We start from the raw sequence: 16,542 nt of genomic DNA, 5'->3' as shown, positions 1-16,542 counted from the left end.
GCGTGGTGGCGACGACCGACACGCCGCGCCTGCGGCCTGGTGTGGCGGATAGATTGATCTCGACGCCTGCCGACGTTCCGGGCCCGCTCGGGACACGCCCACGAGGGAGACCCGTGACCACGACCGCCGCCCGGCGCCGCCCGAAGCTGGCCGCATGGCTGCTCGCAGGCGCCGACGACGATCGGTACTCCCGCCACCCCGGGCCGATGGTGAAATCCGCCGAATCCGGCCATCAGCGCTCGTGGTGGCAGGTGATGTGCCTGACCGGTGTCGACTATTTCTCCACGCTGGGCTATCAGCCGGGCATCGCCGCGCTCGCGGCGGGCGTGCTCTCGCCCATGGCGACGCTGGTACTGGTCGGATTGACGCTGCTGGGCGCGCTGCCGGTGTATCGGCGGGTGGCCGTCGAATCCCCGCACGGCGGTGGATCATTGGCGATGTTCGCCGATATCCTGCCGCGGTGGACGGGAAAGGTGTTCATACTCGTCCTGCTCGGGTTCGCGGCCACCGATTTCGTGATCACCATGACACTGTCGGCGGCCGACGGCGCCGCGCATATCGTCGAGAATCCGTATGTGCCCGAGCCGATGCGCGGGCACGCCCTGCTGATCACGCTCGTCCTGCTGGCGTTGCTGGCGGCGATCTTCCTCAAGGGGTTCGCCGAGGCGATCGGGGTGGCGGTCGTGCTGGTCGCCACGTATCTGGGTTTGAATCTCGTGGTCGCGGTGGTGGGGTTGTACGAGGTGGCGACCGCGCGCGGACTGGTGGTCGACTGGACCCACGCCATGACCGCCCAGCACGGCAATATCGCCGCGATGGTGGGGATTTCGCTGCTGGTGTTCCCGAAACTCGCCCTCGGCCTGTCCGGATTCGAGACCGGGGTGGCGGTCATGCCGCAGATCAAGAGCGCGCCCGGGGAATCGGAGGACAATCCGCGCACCCGGATCGTCGGCACGCACAAATTGCTCACCACGGCCGCGGTCATCATGAGCAGCTTTCTCATCGTGTCCAGTTTCATTACCGTCGTGCTGATTCCGGAGGACAGGTTCCAGCCCGGCGGCCCCGCCAACGGGCGGGCGCTGGCGTATTTGGCGCATACCTATCTGGGTGACGGATTCGGTACCGTCTACGACCTTTCCACGATCGCGATCCTGTGGTTCGCCGGAGCCTCGGCGATGGCGGGACTGCTGAATCTGGTGCCGCGATATCTGCCGCGCTACGGAATGGCGCCGGAATGGGCGCGCGCGACCCGGCCGCTGGTACTGGTGTTCGCGCTCATCGCCTTCGGAATCACGTGGTATTTCGACGCCGATGTCGACGCGCAGGGCGGTGCGTACGCGACCGGGGTGCTGGTGTTGATCACCTCGGCCGCGGTGGCGGTCACGCTGTCGGCGTTCCGGCGGCGCGAGCGCGCCCAGACCATCGGATTCGGCGTGGTGACAGCGGTTTTCGTCTACACCACCATCGCCAATGTCTTCGAGCGGCCCGAGGGTGTGCAGCTGGCGTCGCTGTTCATCGTGACCATCATCGTGGTGTCGTTCGCGTCGCGGGCGCGGCGGGCGTTCGAATTACGGGCCATCGAGGTGAGTTTCGATGATCGGGCGGCCTGGCTGATCGATAAGATCGCCGCCAGCGGCACCATTCGGGTGGTCACCCACGACCGCGAGGCCGACGATATCCGTCATCCCGAGGACTATCGGGAAAAAGAGGCCGAGCAGCGGCTGGAAAGCCATATCCCGGTCGGGGATCCGATTCTGTTTCTCGAGGTAATCGTCAAGGACGCCTCGGAGTTCTCCACCGATCTGAATGTTCAAGGGCTGGAAGTCGACCACTACAAGGTGCTCTCGGTCGAGGCCGCGGCGGTACCCAATTCCATTGCCGCGATTCTGCTGGCCATCCGCAATCGCACCGGCCTCAATCCGCATGTGTATTTCGAATGGTCCGAGGGCAATCCGCTGATCAACCTCCTGAAGTTCCTGTTCGTCGGCGAGGGTGAGGTCGCGCCGGTGACGCGCGAGATCCTGCGGCGAGCGATCGCGGATCCGCATCAGCGGCCGCATGTGCACGTGGATTCCTGAATCCCTCAGCGGGTCGGCCAGCCCGAATCGGTGAGAATCGTCGCGGCCTGTTCGGCTTGGCGCACACCAGATTCGAAGGCCGGGGTCAGGGCGGCGAGGTTGAACGGCTCCGGGCCGAGGGCGGCGATGGCGCGGGTGTCCGGAACGATCGAGATGGCCGTGGCGCCGCCCAGATCGCCGTCGGAGGGCAGGTGGCCGTACATGTGGGCCAGCGGTTCCATGATCACCACCAGATCCGCGCCCGCCGCCAGATCGGCATTGATCGGCGAGCCGATGCCGCCATCGATGTAGTGATTGCCGCCGATCGGGATCGGCGGGTATACCCCCGGCACCGAGGTGCTCGCGGCCAGCGCCTGCGCCAGGGTCGCCTCGTCGGCCGCGGTCCACGCCCGCAGCCGACCGGTTTCGACCTCCACCGAGGTGACCACCAGATCCGCTGTCGGCCACGGCTTCCCATCCGTCAGCCGTCCCATCGAGGCGATGTGGTCGGCCGGATCACCGGCCCGCGCGCCCAGCGCCAACTCCCCCACCTTGCGCCGCGCCGACGCCAGATCCAGCCCCGGCTCCCGCAGCGGTGCGAAGAAGTCGAGGGTCTGGGGCGGCGCGGGCCGCGACTCGGCATCGGCGGGCCGCGGGCGCAGCAGTGCCGACAGATCACCGCCGTCGGCGAGCGCGGCGGCCACGATCGCCCCCGCGGAGGTTCCCACGAACCGATCCGCGGCGCACAGATCCACTCCGCGCGCCCGCAGACCGTCGGCGAGACCGGCCAGCCAGGCCAGTCCGACCGGGCCACCTCCGCCCAGGACGAGCGCGATTCGAGAAGGGTTGGGCGAGACCGGCTCCGACATGATCACCACCCTACCTACCGCGCCACTCAGCGCCCCTGCCACACCGGTGGGCGCTTCTGCGCGAAGGCCAGCACGCCCTCGGCGGCGTCCTGCGAGGACAGCGCGGCCGCGGCGACCTCGCCCTGACGACCGAAGGCCTCCGCGCTCGACCAGTCCCGGGAGCGGTCGATGATGGTCTTGCTCGCGAGGATGCTCAGCGGAGCGTTGACCGCTATCCGCTCGGCCAGCGCCAGCGCGGCCGCCAGCGCCCCACCCGGCTCGACCACCTCGTTGACCAGACCCAGCGCGGCCGCGCGCGCCGCGGTGATCGGATCGCCGGTCAGCGCCAACTCCATCGCGATCGCCCGCGGCAACCGCTGCGACAGCCGCAGCACGCCGCCCGCCACGGCGACCAGACCGCGTTTGACCTCCGGAATGCCGAAGGTCGAATCCGCCGAGGCCACCACCAGATCCGCCGCCAGCGCCAGCTCACAACCACCGGCCAGCGCCGGGCCCTCCACGGCCGCGATGAGCGGCTTGTTCGGCGGTCGGCCGACGAGGCCGAGCATGCCGCGGCTCTCGGTCATGGGCACCTCGCCGCGCGCGGCGGCCTTGAGATCCATACCCGCGCTGAAGTAGCCGCCCGCACCGGTGAGGATCGCCACCCGCGCGGTCGGATCGGCCTCGAACGCGTCCATCGCCCGTTCGATGCCCAGGGCCGCCGCGTGGTTGATCGCATTGCGGACCCGCGGGCGGTTGACGGTGATGATCGTGATCGCGCCGCGACGCTCCACCAGCACCGGCGCGGGCGGCGGGGCGGGCAGCGACACCGGCTCGGCGGCGTCGACGGTGATCGCGCCGTTCGCGACCGTCACCGGCAGGCCCAGCAGATCGCGCTCGAGGCAGGCGGCGATGGTGTCGGGATCGGTGCTGCGCAGCAGGATTCGCTCACCCGCCGGGTTGATCAGGCTCAGCACCGCGGCCTCGGGTTCGCCGTCGCGGGTGTAGGGGACGGTGTAGGCCTCGACCACCGCGGGGCCGTCGACACCGGCACGCGCGGGACGTGCGGGTGGGTTGTCGATGATCGGGGTGAGATGCCGGTAGGGCTGTTCGGGCGGCAGCGTCGAGTACACCCCGAGCGCGTGTTTGGTCACGTACCAGCCCAGCGAGGTCGCCAGACCGTAGGAGCCCGGATCCTTACGCAGGCATTGCACCAGTGTCGCCACGGCGTGTCCGCCGTAGTTGTTGCCCGGGCCGCCGCCGAAGGTCAGGCCGCCGGTCACCGACAGCGGGCGATCGGGATCGTCTGTGGGCAAACCCAATTCGCGGGCGGCGATCTGCACGGCGACCGGGAAGCACGCGTACAGGTCCACGTGTGCGAGTCGGTCGGCGGTGATTCCGGTGTGGTCCAAGGCCGCCGCGCCGAGGGTTCGGATGGCCGGGGAGGCGGCGAGTTCGGCGCGTTCACTGGGGAACCATTCGTCGTGTCCGGAGGCTCCGGCGTGCAGGAATACCCAGCGGTCCTGGGGGATTCCGGCGGCCTCGGCCGCGGCGACGCCGCACAGCACGATGCCGCTTGCCATATCGACGGTGAGGTTGGCGCATTCGAGTTTGGTGTACGGGGTGGAGATCATGCGGTTGTCCGGCGACGTGGCCGCGATCTGCTCGGGTTCGAATCGTTCCGGCTGCCAGGCGTATTCGTTACCCGCGGCGACCTCGGACAGTCGCGACCACAGGGCGGCGACGGCGGCCGCGTGCTCGTCCGGACCACGGCCCAGGCGGTGGCGGTTGGCCGATTCCAGCAGGGCGTACATATTGATCGGGGCGATCAGTCCGGCCGCGGTCTCGGCGGCGTTGTTGGCGGGTTTGTCGATGCCGACCGTCCGGGTGGGGGCGGTCCGCGAATTCTGTTCGGGCCAGGCGAGTTTCACGCCGTCGCGATGGGCGGCGGCGACGCTCGCGCCCGCCTCGGCGCCGGTGATCAGGGCGATCTCGTAGTCGCCCGCCGCGATCGCCGCGGCGGCCTCGTTGACCACGAGCTGGCCGCCGTCGCCGCCGAAATTGCTGGACTGCACGGTGTCCACGTCGGTCGCGCCGATCCGATCGGCCACCGCCGCACCGAGATCGCGGTACTGCCACGAGGTGCAGGCCACCGCGTAGACCGCCTCGGCGGCACGCAGTAGCGACTCCCCCACTCCGGCATCGTCGGCCGCGCGGCGCAGTGCGCGGGCGGCCAGTTCGGCGGGATCGGCGGTCGGGTCCGGGGTGTGGCCCACGAATTGACCGACTCCGACCAGTACCGGGGTGCGCGGATCCAGATCGCGACCGGAGGCGTGGTGGCGTACCGGTCCGCGCGCGGTGCGCCGGCGGACCGGACCGGCCGCGGCGATCGCCGCGGGCAATCGGCTCAGCGATTCGCGCATCGCCTCACCGAGGCTGCGCGCGACCGAACCGCCGAGTGGACCATCGATCGGCGGGCCCGCCGCGCCCGCGTCGAAGGCGACCAGGGTGCGGGAATCCTCGCCCGAGACCGTCAGCCAATATCCGAGGCGCACCTGCTGCGGGGCTTGGCCGCGCAGTTCGACACCGCGCTCGCCGACCGCGGCGACCTGCCAGCGGATATCGACCGGCAGGCCCATGACCTGGGCCTGCTGGGTGAATTCGAGGCCGGGGCGCACCGGGCCGGGCGGGTCGCCGCGCCAGCCGGTGTGCAGGGTGAACCAGTCGCCGAGCCGATTCAGATCGCTCAGGTACGCCCATACGGTTTCTATCGGCGCGTCGACGATCTGTTCGGCGTGCGCGGTCGTGGTGAATTCGGCCAGGCCGGGCGGGAGTTCCCGATCGGTGGCGGGTTCCGGGCCCGGCGCAGCGGACCCGAACAGGCCGGCCACCAGGTCGCGGGCAATGCGCGGATCCCGGCGCACCGCGTCCAGCAGCGCGCCCCCGGCGCGGATCTGTTTGCGTGCGGCACGAATTCGATCGAAGCCCGGCACAGCCGACACGATCCCACCTCCTCGTCGAGTGTGAGACCATTACATGTCCAATAGTCTCACCCGTCAAGGGCGGAGGGAGCGGATATGACCAGACCCGGCGCCCCGCTACCGAGCCTGCTGCGTCGCGCGGCCGGTCGCGCCTTCGCGGGCGCCCGCCCCGCCCCCGACGACGCCGACGCGGCCATTCTCGACGCCGCCCTCACCGTCCTGGCTCGCCGCGGCACCCGCGCGGCCACCATCGCCGAGGTGGCCACCGTCGCCGGAGTCGGCCGCGCCACCATCTTCCGCCGCTTCACCAGCAAGGACGACCTGTTCGAACGCGCCCTCACCCGCGAGATCACCACCCTCCTCGACACCCTCGCCGCCCGCCTGGCCACCATCGAGGACCCCACCGAACAGGTGGCCGCAGGCTTCGCCCTCTGCCTCGACCTACACCGCCACCCCCTCCTGACCACCTCCCCCACCGAACTCCTCCAAGCCCTCACCCACGGCGACCGAGCCCCCATAACCCTCGCCCACGCCCGAATAACCGCCCACATAGCCCATGCTCAATCCAAAAACCAACTCCCCCAAGGCAACCCCTCCGCCCAAGCCGACGCCCTGATCCACATAACCCTCGGCTACCTTCTCGCCCCCAGCCTCGCAGCCGACCTGTCCAACCCCACCGCGGTAGCCCACCTGGCCCGAGTAGCCATAGCCCCGATCCTCACCGGCCCACCCCCACCATGACCAAATCCCCGCACCGCCCGCCGGGCGGACGATGCGGGGAAACGACTTGGGCCGGGCCCACTTTCGAGGCACAGCATCGACCAGGCGCGCTGCCCGCACCGGTTACCGCCCCACAACTCGGCACGACGGCACCGACATCGATAACGCCGCGCCGATGGTGCGCGGCGCGGTGTAGGGTGACCGGACGAATCATGGGGGGCCGCAACCGATACCGACCGGACACCGCCGGTTGGGTCGGTGGCGGAACACCGCTTGACTACGCAATGCACAGGGGGAAGCATGCCCGAGATCAGCCCACGAGATCTGGTCGAACAGTTGTTCCGCGGGCTGGCGGCCCGTGACGCCGACGCCTTCGCCGAATACATGGACGCGGACGGTGTCGTCGAATTCCCGTACACCCTCCCGGATCTGCCATCTCGCGTGCAGGGGCGCGACGCTATCCGCGAATTCCTCGCGGCGGCATGGCAGAACCCGGTGGGCGAGGTGCACGAAACCTTCCCACACGTCTACGAAACCGTTGATCCCGAACTCTTCTTCGTGGAGAACGAGGTCGACAGGACACTGCCGAACGCACCGCGACAGCGGGTACCCGCCTCGATCAACGTGGTCCGCGTCCGCAACGGCAAAGTGACCCTCTTCCGCGACTACCTCGACACCGCGCGCCTCGCCGGACTCCTCGGCGACTAGCGAGAGATCGTGGGACGACAACCCGTCGGGAGTGCGATTGCTCACGATCCAGCTGACGACCCGACGAACCGATGGCGGCTTACGCGCAGGCGCCGAGCGACAGCGACCGTCAGCAGCCCAAGCGATTTAATGGGTGGGGTTCATATGGTTGCCCGAGATAGCTTGTGGTCCATGTGGATTCGCGAGTACGAGCCAGCCGACTGGCCGCAGGTCTGGCCTATCGTTCGTGACATCGTGCGCTCCGGTGAGACGTTCGCCTACGAGCCGGCGATGACCGAGGAGCAGGCGCACGACATCTGGGTGATGCGACCGCCCGCGATCACCGTCGTGGCCGTGATCGACGATCGGGTGGTGGGCACCGCCAACGCGTATGCCAATCGGCGGGGGCCTGGCGCGCACGTATCCACCGCCAGCTTCATGGTCGCCGCCGATGCCCGCGGGCGGGGTGTCGGTACGGCACTATGTCGGGAGGTGATGAGTTGGGCGGAGGAACGAGGCTTCGCCGGCATGCAATTCAACGCCGTGGCCGAATCCAATCACCGGGCGGTCGAGATCTACAAGCGGCTGGGCTTCGAGATCGTGGGCACCGTACCCGGAGCGTTCCGCCACCCGACCCGCGGCCGGGTAGGCCTCCACGTCATGTATTGCGAGTTCGAGCGTCGCGAGTTGGCGGAAATCAAGAAGGCCGCCGCGAGGCGGCCTTCACCCTGATCTCAGAGGCGGATGCCCAGTAGGGCGTCTACCGCCTCGGTGATCGAGGCGGGGGCCGAGCGGTCGGGGCCGCCGTAGTCGAGGGCCTCGGTGGACCAATTGTCCAGGGCGGCCAGGGCTTTGGGGGTGTCGAGGTCGTCGGCCAGGTGTTGGCGGAGGCGGGCTATCGTGTCTTCCGCCGCGGGGCCCGATTGCAGGGATGTGGCGCGACGCCACTGGGCCAGGCGGGTTCGGGCCTCGGTGAGGACCGTATCGTTCCATTCGCGGTCTTGGCGGTAGTGGCCCGCGAACAGGCCCAGGCGGACCGCGCCGGGGTCGACCTCGGCCGCGCGGAGTTTCGAGACGAAGACCAGATTGCCTCGGGATTTGGACATCTTCTCGCCGTCCAGTGCGATCAGGCCCGCATGCACGTAGTGCCGGGCGAAGCGGCGGTGGGCTACCAGGGCCTCGGCGTGGGCGGCGGAGTACTCGTGATGGGGGTACATCAGATCGCTGCCGCCGCCCTGGATGTCGAATTCCGGGCCGATGCGGTTGAGCGCGATGGCCGCGCATTCGATATGCCAGCCGGGACGGCCCGCGCCGAAGGGGGCGGGCCAGGACGGCTCGCCGTCGCGGGCGGCCCGCCACAGCAGCGCATCGATCGGATCGCGCTTACCCGGGCGGTCCGGATCGCCGCCGCGTTCGGCGAACAGCCGCTCCATCGTGGCCCGGTCGTAGCCGGATTCGTAACCGAACTGTTCGGTCGCGTCGTGGCGGAAGTAGATATCGGGATACTGCGCGTCGTCGACCACATAGGCCGCTCCGGAGGCCAGCAGCTTGTCCACCAATTCCACGACCTCGCCGACCGATTCGACCGCGCCGATGTAATCGCGCGGCGGCAATACCCGCAGCGCGGCCATATCCTCCCGGTACAGCGCGATCTCGCGACTACCCAGATCGCGCCAGTCGACCCCGTCGCGATCGGCGCGTTCGAACAGCGGATCGTCGACATCGGTCACATTCTGCACATAGTGCACCTGATGACCGCCGTCGCGCAGGATCCGGTTCACCAGATCGAAGGTCAGATAGGTCGCCGCATGCCCGAGATGAGTGGCGTCGTAGGGGGTGATGCCGCACACGTACATGGTGGCGGTGGCGCCGGGGGTAACCGGGCGCACCTGCCGATCGGCGGTGTCGTACAACCGCAACGGCGGTCCGGATCCGGGGACGGTCGGGACAGCGATTTCGGACCAGGACTGCATGATTCGAGGGTAAAGGTGTCATCGAGACACCGTCGCGCCGCCCCGCCGCCGGGTGACCCGCACCACCCTGAGCACACCGCACGACCTGCGAGTTGGCAGTGCGTGCCGAAAGTCAACCGTTGCAATCTCGCAGCGTCGTATCGACACGATCGCCGCTCAGAACGCCGGCCACGGAATCGGCCGCGCGCTGATCGGAAGCGGCATCACCGGATCGTCCAGCACTCGACGCCCGCGCGCACCGAGCGCCTCGATCTCGGCGTCGGTGATGTGGGCGGCCAACCCGTCACCGATCTCCCCCGCCAGCGCCTTGACGAAAGCCGCGATGTCGGTGAGCAATTCGTCCTCGACCGGCTCACCGGCCCACCCCCACAGCACCGTTCGCAGTTTCGGCTCGCTGTGCAGGCAGATACCGTGGTCGACACCGTACACCCCACCGTCGACGCCCGCCAGCGCGTGTCCGCCCTTGCGGTCGGCATTGTTGATCAGCACATCGAGCACCGCCATCCGCCGCAGCCGCGGATCGTCGGCGTGCACCAGCGACACCTCTTCCCCACTGCCGTCGACCGCGCGCAGCACCTCGCGGAAACCGTCGGGCACCCGGCCGATCGGCACCAGATCCACCAGATCCAATTCCCCGACCGCCTCACCGGATTCCACCCAGCGCTGCACCATCCCGGGCCCGAGTGGACCCTCGCGCAGAATCGTCTCGGGAATCACCGTCCAGCCCAGCGCCCGCGACACCAGATACGACGCCACCTCGCGCCCGGCCAGCGTGCCGTCCGGGAAGTCCCACAGCGGCCGCTCCCCGCGCACCGGTTTGTACACGACACGTTCCTCGACGCCGTCGAGATCACAGACCAGGGTGAGATTGCTGGCGGTGGTGACCCGCCCGATCACCGACAGCTCACCGGTGTAGAACGGGTCGCTGCCGATATTCACGAGCTCAGTCCTCCTCTAGATCGGCCGCGCCGAAGATGTCGCCGCGCTTGTAGCCGTTGGTGCGCACGCACATGTGCCCCTTCACCGACAACGGTTCCCCGCACAGCGGACACGGCGGACGCCCGGCCGCTATCACCTTCGCCGAGCGTAACGCGAACTCGCGCGCCTGCACCGGGGTCAGGAACACCCGCACCGCGTCGGGACCCTCCTCGGTGTCGTCGAGCACCACCGACTCGTCGACCTCGGTCTCGGTGATCGCCAGCAGTTCCACCACCACCGCGCCCGCATCCGCGTCCCAGCCCAAACCCATTGTGCCGACCCGAAATTCGGCATCTATCGGCGTCTGCAACGGCGCGGTGTCGTTCACCTCCTCGGCCTGCGGGGGCACGCTGGCGCCGAAGCGGCGCGCCACCTCGTCCAGCAACAGCCCCATCCGATCGGCCAGCACCTTCACCTGCTGCTTCTCCAGCAGCACGCTGACCACCCGGGGCTCCTGAACGGCCTGCAGATAGAAGGACCGATCACCTGGTTCACCGACGGTCCCGGCGACGAAACGATCGGGGGTGCGAAATACATGGATTGCTCGGGACATCTGCACCTCCTGATACCGGCTGCACTACTCACTACGCGAATCGGGGCGGTCCGCATTCCCATTATCCGTACTCGCGGCGGCGCCCACCTCCCCGCCGGGTACCGGCCCCGCCCGTTGTTCCGATCGTTGCTCGGCAGTTGCCGCAAGCGCGGACAGATCCGCACCCGTGTCGTTTAACCGCCAGACATACGGGGCGGTCGGGGTGTATCGGACCACGCTGATCGAGGCCGGTTCGACCACGATGCGCTGGAAGCCGTCCAGGTGGATGCCGAACGCGTCGGCCAGCACCGACTTGATCACATCGCCGTGCGAACAGGCCACCCACAGCACGTCGCGGCCGCGTTGCTCGGCCAGGGCGCGATCGCGGGCGCGGATCGCGGCCACGGCGCGCTGCTGGACCTGGGCCAGGCCCTCACCGGCCGGGAACACCGCGCCCGAGGCGTGTCGCTGCACGACCTTCCACAGCGGCTCCTTGACCAATTCGTCGAGCGCGCGACCGGTCCACTCGCCGTAATCGACCTCGAGCAGCGCGTCGTCGGGTTCCGGATCCAGGCCCAACTTCTCCGCGAGCGGCGCGACCGTGCGCACGCATCGTTCCAGCGGCGAATGCGCGATGTGCTCGATCGGCAGCGCGCCCAGCCGGGCCGCCACCGCCTGGGCCTGTTCGCGCCCGCGGTCGGTCAGATCCACCCCCGCACTGCGCCCGGCCAGCGTGCGCGCGGTGTTGGAAGCCGACACCCCGTGGCGCAGCAGGATCACCGTCATGGCACCAAGCCTAGGCGATCATGGGAGAGGTTGCGGCGGAACATCCTTGCGGTGCGTGCAATCTCGCAGCGAACGCAGCGGAAGGCGCGGGCCGCCATCGCGATCGCCACACGGCGGTTCGCGGGGGCGTAGCCGGATCCGAACCGGTTGTGGCCCTAGGCTCTTACCCCGTGACGGAAGTGTGGGCACGGTGATGGAACAGCGAGCTGTCGGGCGCAGCGGATTACGGGTGTCGCGGATCGGCCTGGCCACCCACACCTGGGGTAAGGAGACCGATCCGGACGAGGCGTCGGTGCAACTGGTGGCATTCGTCGAGGCCGGGGGCACGCTCGTGGACACCTCGCCCGCCTATCACGGCGGGGGCTCGCAGCGCATTCTCGGCGGTCTGATCGATGAGTTGGTCCCGCGCGGCGATCTGGTGCTGTCGGGCTGCGCGGGCCTGGTTCCCGTGCCGGGCGTCATAGATCCCGCCGGAACGCCCGCCAACGAGGTCCACTGGGCAGTCGATGCGTCTCGGCGCACACTGATGCGCCAACTCGATCACACCCTCGCGGAATTGGGCACCGACTACCTCGATCTCTGGAGTGTCGCGGCCTGGGATCCACACACTCCCCTCGAGGAGATCGCCACGACCCTCGAATACGCCGTCCGCTCCGGACGAGTTCGCTACGCGGGCGCGCGCGGCCTGAACGCCTGGCAGCTGGCCACGCTGGCCTCCGCGGCACCCATCACCGCCGCCTCGGTGCCCTACTCCCTGCTCGGCCGTTCCCCCGAACGCGATATCGTCCCCGCCGCGGCCCACCACGGCGTCGGCCTCATCGCCACGACCGCCCTCGCGGGCGGCATCCTCACCGGCAAATACCGAGACGGAGTTCCCGCCGACTCCCGCGGCGCGGACGAGGCCACGGCCGCCGAAATCCGAGACCGCCTCGACGAACACGCCACCCGCGTGGTCGACGCCCTCGTCACCGCGGCCGACGGCCTGGGCACCTCGCCCCTGGCGGTAGCCCTGGCCTGGATCCGCGACCGCCCGACGGTCGCGAGCCTGGTGGTCGGCGCGCGCGATATCGGTCAGCTCACCGGAATCCTCGCCGCGGAGACCTTGGAACTGCCGCGGGCGATCGCGGCCGCGTTGGACGACGTCAGCCGAAACTGAGCCTCACCCCGTCGACCTGACATCGCGGACCTGGATTTCCATCGAGGCCGGGGACGACGACGTCAGCCTGGCCGGCGGTCCGCACGGCGGCCGATACCAGAAGCCCCGGCGCGAAGCCTCGGCGAAAGTCGACGCCGGTCGCGGGCCACGCTCGGAGGCATAGGCCGCGGAGATTCACACCGGCGGCGACCCGTCGATACAGCAAAGCCTTCGGCCCGAGACAGGCTGCGACTCCGGACCGCTTCTGCCGGGCGGCGGTCCGCAGGCTGCGGCCGGATTTCGGCGGTCACCCGCAGGACTGTCACGAGCGCGTGGTGACACGCCGAGGTGAGTGGAACACGCTGTGACGCAAGGGGTTTGCGTCGGGGTCACCGCATAAGGGGCCGTACCTCCGGCCGAGGGGCGGTGGACTTGGTCCACACACCGCGCCCAGGAAGGAGGTGGTGGGGATGGCGAATCATCGTCGGAAAAAGAGCGAGGCTCCGATCGATTACGGCATTACGCTTGCAGGCTGTGCCGTAGTCGCCGGAGCGCTCATCTTGGTCCGCTGGTTGAAGCGGGCTGAGTAACCCATCTGGTGGGGCGTCGCCACAACGGCGTCCCACCCCAGCATCACTTGCGTGACAAGCAAAACCCTACCTCCGAGACCTCAACCACGTCGATCATCGGGCGTGTCGGACAGAGCTCGATGTGTCCGGCACAACCTGGGTGGTGCGCACCGTCCGGCACGCCACCTCTTAGGCTTGCCTATATGAGCTGTCTCGACCGAATCCGATCCGCCCGCACCCGCCGCAGTCGATCGGCGGCCCGGGTGGTGGTCGGGATTCTCGCGGTGGCATTGGTCGGCGGGGTGAGCGCTTGCGGCGATTCGGGAGCCGGCGGCGCGTCGGGTCAGGGACCCGCGACCGCGACGCTGGCCGATCCGAATCCGGTGCCGATCGGGCCCGCGCCGACGCCGGAACTGCCGGTCACCGTGTCCTCCTTCGACAGCGGCCAGGTCACCGTGACCGATGCCAGCCGCATCATCGCCGTCGACCGCAACGGCACCCTCGCCCAGACCGTATGGGCGCTCGGACTCGGCGACAAGCTGGTCGGCCGCGCCTCTGCGGCGTTCCCGGCCATGCAGCACGTCACCAACGTCGCGGGCGGCAATGGCAGCGTCAGCGTGGAAGCGGTTGCGGCGCAACGCCCCTCGGTATTCCTCACCGACCCCGTCACCGCCACGCCCACGCTGCGCGATCAGTTGCGCGCACTGGGCATCACCGTCGTACTGTTCGATCCCAAACGCACCCTGGACGGCGTCGTCCCGCAGATCCAGGCCGTCGCCGCCGCGCTCGGCGTACCCGCCCAGGGCGAAAAGCTCGCGGCGCGTACCCGAACGGAGATCGCCGACGCCACCGCCGCTGTGCCGCACCGCGATCCGAAGCCCAAGATCGCATTCCTGTACCTGCGCTCCACGGCCATCACCATGATGGGCGGCCCGGGCTCCGGCGCCGACGCGCTCATCACCGCCCTCGGCGGCGTCGACGCGGGCACCTCGGTGGGCCTGACCGAACCGTTCGTCCCCATCACCAGCGAGGCCATGATCGGCGCGGCCCCCGACACCTTCCTGGTGATGACCGACGGCCTGCAGTCCATCGGCGGCGTCGACGGACTGGCCAAGATCCCCGGCATCGCCCAGACCCCGGCCGGACGCGACAAACACGTGATCGATATGAACGACAACGTCGTTCTCAGCTTCGGCCCCAATACCGGCCGCGTCCTGGCCTCCCTCGCCAAGGCCCTCTACGGCAACCGGGCATGAGCGATACCCGCCCCACCGAGGATTCCGAACTCGCCGATACCCAACGGGATTCGCCCGCCGACACCGCACAGGTGACCGCGACCCTGCCCGGCAGACGCTGGTCCAAGGTGGCGATCGTGACCACCGCCGGACTCGTCCTGCTGATCCTGCTGGCGATGATCTCGGCCGCGGTCGGCCAGGTCCCGACCACGCCGCTCGAGGTCGCGGGCAGCATCGCCCACAAGATCGGTCTGGATTGGGGACCGCTGCCGCATCATCCCGCCGGAGAGGTGACCCTGTGGCAGGTCCGCTTCCCCCGCGTGGTGCTGGCCCTGCTGGTCGGGGCCGCGCTCGCCACCGCGGGCGCGCTGCTGCAGGGCGTCTTCGCCAATCCGCTCGCCGAACCCGGCGTCATCGGCGTATCGGCCGGGGCGGCCGTGGGCGCGGGCATCGTGATCGTGGTCGGCGGGGCCTTCGCCGCGGCCTGGTCGGTCGCGGCGGGCGCGTTCGCGGCCGGACTGCTCACCACGCTGATGGTGTATCTGCTGTCGCGCGCCAACGGCCGCACCGAAACCGTCACCCTCGTGCTGACCGGCGTCGCCGTGAATGCCTTTGCGGGCGGGCTGATGTCGTTCCTGTTGTTCACCGCCAGCCCCGCCGCGCGCGATCAGATCGTGTTCTGGCAGCTGGGCAGTCTCAACGGCGCCACCTGGCAGTCGGTGACCGTGGTCGCCCCGCTGACCGTGATCGGCATCGCCGCCGCGATCGCGCTCGCGCCCCGGCTGGATCTGCTGGCCCTGGGCGAATCGGCCGCGCGGCATCTGGGCGTGGACGTGGAACGGTTGCGGCGCAACGTGATCGTGATCGTGGCCGTACTCGCTACCGCCGGTGTCGCCTTCACCGGCATCATCCTGTTCGTCGGGCTGATCGTGCCGCACGTGGTGCGCATGCTGGTCGGACCCGCCCATCGCGTCCTCATCCCGCTGTCGGCGATCCTCGGCGCGATCGTGCTGCTGGCCGCCGATATCGGCGCGCGCAGCCTGGTCGCCAATGCCGACCTGCCACTGGGCATGCTCACCTCGCTGGTCGGCGGACCGTTCTTCTTCTGGCTGCTGCGCCGCACGCGGGCCCGTTCGGGAGGCTGGGCATGAGCGCCATCACCCGCGGCCTGGATCGAATCCTGCGGCGCGCCTACGACATTCCCGACACACCCGAACGCGGCACGGTCACCCTGCGGGCGCGCGGCGTCTCGGTCGAGCGCGGCGCGGGACGCCGCGTCCTCGACGAGGTGGATCTCGACGTGGTCGCCGGAGAGATTCTCGCGCTGGTCGGTCCCAATGGAGCCGGTAAGTCGACGCTACTGGCCGCACTCACGGGCGAGCTCGAAACCGTCACCGGCACAGTCGAACTCGACGGCCGCCCGATCACCGACCGGACCCCGGTCGACATGGCCCGCAGACGAGCCGTCCTCCCCCAGAACCACCTCGTCGGCTTCCCCTTCACCGCACGGGAGGTCGTCACCATGGGCCGCTCCCCCTGGGCCCGCACCCCGCGCCAAGACCACGACGAGCCCGCGATCTCCGCCGCCATGGCCGCCACCGATGTGGAACACCTTGCCGCGCGGCCCTTTCCGGCCCTCTCGGGTGGTGAACGCGCCCGGGTGGCCCTGGCCCGCGTGCTGGCCCAGGACACCCACACACTGCTGCTCGACGAGCCCACCGCCGCGCTGGATCTCGGCCACCAGGAACAGGTCCTGCGCCTGGCCCGCGCCCGAGCCGCCGACGGCGCGGCCGTCGTGGTGGTCCTGCACGACCTCGGCGTGGCCGCCGCCTACGCCGACCGCGTCGCGATCCTGCGATCCGGCCGACTGATCGCCGCGGGTCCACCCCGCGAGGTCCTCACCACCGAACTGCTCACCGACGTCTACGCCCACCCGGTCGAGGTGCTCGATCATCCGGTCACAGGGGCACAACTGGTGCTTCCGGTACGGCGGTAAGTGAGCGGCGCATCGCCGGACCCGACGATCGCGCCGCTTTCCACG

General features: G+C 69.5%; 14 protein-coding genes. 8 read left to right on the top strand and 6 right to left on the bottom strand.

What is annotated here, in order from left to right; translation table 11 throughout:
• Nucleotides 1–254 precede the first annotated feature (254 nt).
• Nucleotides 255–2,078, top strand: a complete 1,824-nt coding sequence (locus NP4_RS35080) for an APC family permease (RefSeq protein ID WP_373863890.1) — start codon at nucleotides 255–257, stop codon at nucleotides 2,076–2,078.
• A gap of 5 nt (nucleotides 2,079–2,083) precedes the next feature.
• On the opposite strand, the gene NP4_RS35075 is transcribed toward NP4_RS35080, so the two are convergent.
• Nucleotides 2,084–2,926 (bottom strand): patatin-like phospholipase family protein, encoded by an 843-nt coding sequence (locus tag NP4_RS35075; protein WP_068007242.1) that lies wholly within the window; start codon nucleotides 2,924–2,926, stop codon nucleotides 2,084–2,086.
• Between the two features lie 26 nt (nucleotides 2,927–2,952).
• Complete coding sequence (locus tag NP4_RS35070) at nucleotides 2,953–5,907, bottom strand: type II toxin-antitoxin system Rv0910 family toxin (protein WP_245998363.1); 2,955 nt, start codon at nucleotides 5,905–5,907, stop codon at nucleotides 2,953–2,955.
• A 75-nt stretch (nucleotides 5,908–5,982) separates the two neighbouring features.
• Between NP4_RS35070 and NP4_RS35065 the strand changes: the two genes are divergently transcribed.
• From NP4_RS35065 to NP4_RS35055, 3 genes are all read left to right on the top strand, one after another.
• Nucleotides 5,983–6,627, top strand: a complete 645-nt coding sequence (locus NP4_RS35065; RefSeq protein ID WP_068007152.1) for a TetR/AcrR family transcriptional regulator — start codon at nucleotides 5,983–5,985, stop codon at nucleotides 6,625–6,627.
• Between the two features lie 279 nt (nucleotides 6,628–6,906).
• Nucleotides 6,907–7,314 (top strand): nuclear transport factor 2 family protein, encoded by a 408-nt coding sequence (locus tag NP4_RS35060; protein WP_068007149.1) that lies wholly within the window; start codon nucleotides 6,907–6,909, stop codon nucleotides 7,312–7,314.
• Nucleotides 7,315–7,485: 171 nt separating this feature from the next.
• Complete coding sequence (locus tag NP4_RS35055) at nucleotides 7,486–8,025, top strand: GNAT family N-acetyltransferase (protein ID WP_068007146.1); 540 nt, start codon at nucleotides 7,486–7,488, stop codon at nucleotides 8,023–8,025.
• A 2-nt stretch (nucleotides 8,026–8,027) separates the two neighbouring features.
• Here the strand turns inward: NP4_RS35055 and mshC are convergent, their stop codons facing one another.
• The 4 genes from mshC to NP4_RS35035 all read right to left on the bottom strand — a co-directional run bounded on the left by mshC (nucleotide 8,028) and on the right by NP4_RS35035 (nucleotide 11,562).
• Nucleotides 8,028–9,266 (bottom strand): cysteine--1-D-myo-inosityl 2-amino-2-deoxy-alpha-D-glucopyranoside ligase, encoded by a 1,239-nt coding sequence (gene mshC, locus NP4_RS35050; protein WP_068007144.1) that lies wholly within the window; start codon nucleotides 9,264–9,266, stop codon nucleotides 8,028–8,030.
• Between the two features lie 156 nt (nucleotides 9,267–9,422).
• Nucleotides 9,423–10,199, bottom strand: a complete 777-nt coding sequence (locus NP4_RS35045; RefSeq protein ID WP_373863889.1) for an SCO1664 family protein — start codon at nucleotides 10,197–10,199, stop codon at nucleotides 9,423–9,425.
• A gap of 10 nt (nucleotides 10,200–10,209) precedes the next feature.
• Complete coding sequence (locus NP4_RS35040; RefSeq protein WP_062512406.1) at nucleotides 10,210–10,797, bottom strand: DUF3090 domain-containing protein; 588 nt, start codon at nucleotides 10,795–10,797, stop codon at nucleotides 10,210–10,212.
• Nucleotides 10,798–10,821: 24 nt separating this feature from the next.
• Nucleotides 10,822–11,562 carry a histidine phosphatase family protein gene (locus tag NP4_RS35035; protein WP_068007138.1) on the bottom strand — a complete coding sequence of 247 codons (741 nt, stop codon included), beginning with the start codon at nucleotides 11,560–11,562 and terminating at the stop codon, nucleotides 10,822–10,824.
• 193 nt (nucleotides 11,563–11,755) lie between these two features.
• Here NP4_RS35035 and NP4_RS35030 point away from each other — a divergent pair, with 193 nt between their 5' ends.
• The 4 genes from NP4_RS35030 (at nucleotide 11,756) to NP4_RS35015 (ending at nucleotide 16,497) form a co-directional block, all read left to right on the top strand.
• Nucleotides 11,756–12,718, top strand: a complete 963-nt coding sequence (locus NP4_RS35030) for an aldo/keto reductase (protein ID WP_068007241.1) — start codon at nucleotides 11,756–11,758, stop codon at nucleotides 12,716–12,718.
• A gap of 751 nt (nucleotides 12,719–13,469) precedes the next feature.
• Nucleotides 13,470–14,522 (top strand): heme/hemin ABC transporter substrate-binding protein, encoded by a 1,053-nt coding sequence (locus NP4_RS35025; protein ID WP_068007136.1) that lies wholly within the window; start codon nucleotides 13,470–13,472, stop codon nucleotides 14,520–14,522.
• Nucleotides 14,519–15,652: a FecCD family ABC transporter permease gene (locus NP4_RS35020; RefSeq protein WP_082876498.1), complete on the top strand. Its 1,134-nt coding sequence runs from the start codon at nucleotides 14,519–14,521 to the stop codon at nucleotides 15,650–15,652. The genes NP4_RS35025 and NP4_RS35020 overlap by 4 nt, the downstream gene beginning before the upstream one ends.
• Nucleotides 15,649–16,497, top strand: a complete 849-nt coding sequence (locus NP4_RS35015; protein WP_082876497.1) for a heme ABC transporter ATP-binding protein — start codon at nucleotides 15,649–15,651, stop codon at nucleotides 16,495–16,497. Before NP4_RS35020 ends, NP4_RS35015 begins: the two co-directional genes overlap by 4 nt.
• Nucleotides 16,498–16,542: the final 45 nt, after the last annotated feature.

This window comes from Nocardia pseudobrasiliensis NBRC 108224 (genome assembly GCF_001613105.1).
Classification (GTDB): Bacteria; Actinomycetota; Actinomycetes; order Mycobacteriales; family Mycobacteriaceae; genus Nocardia; species Nocardia pseudobrasiliensis.
Note: the sequence above shows the minus strand (reverse complement) of the source record. Positions and strands in the feature narration are given on the sequence as shown.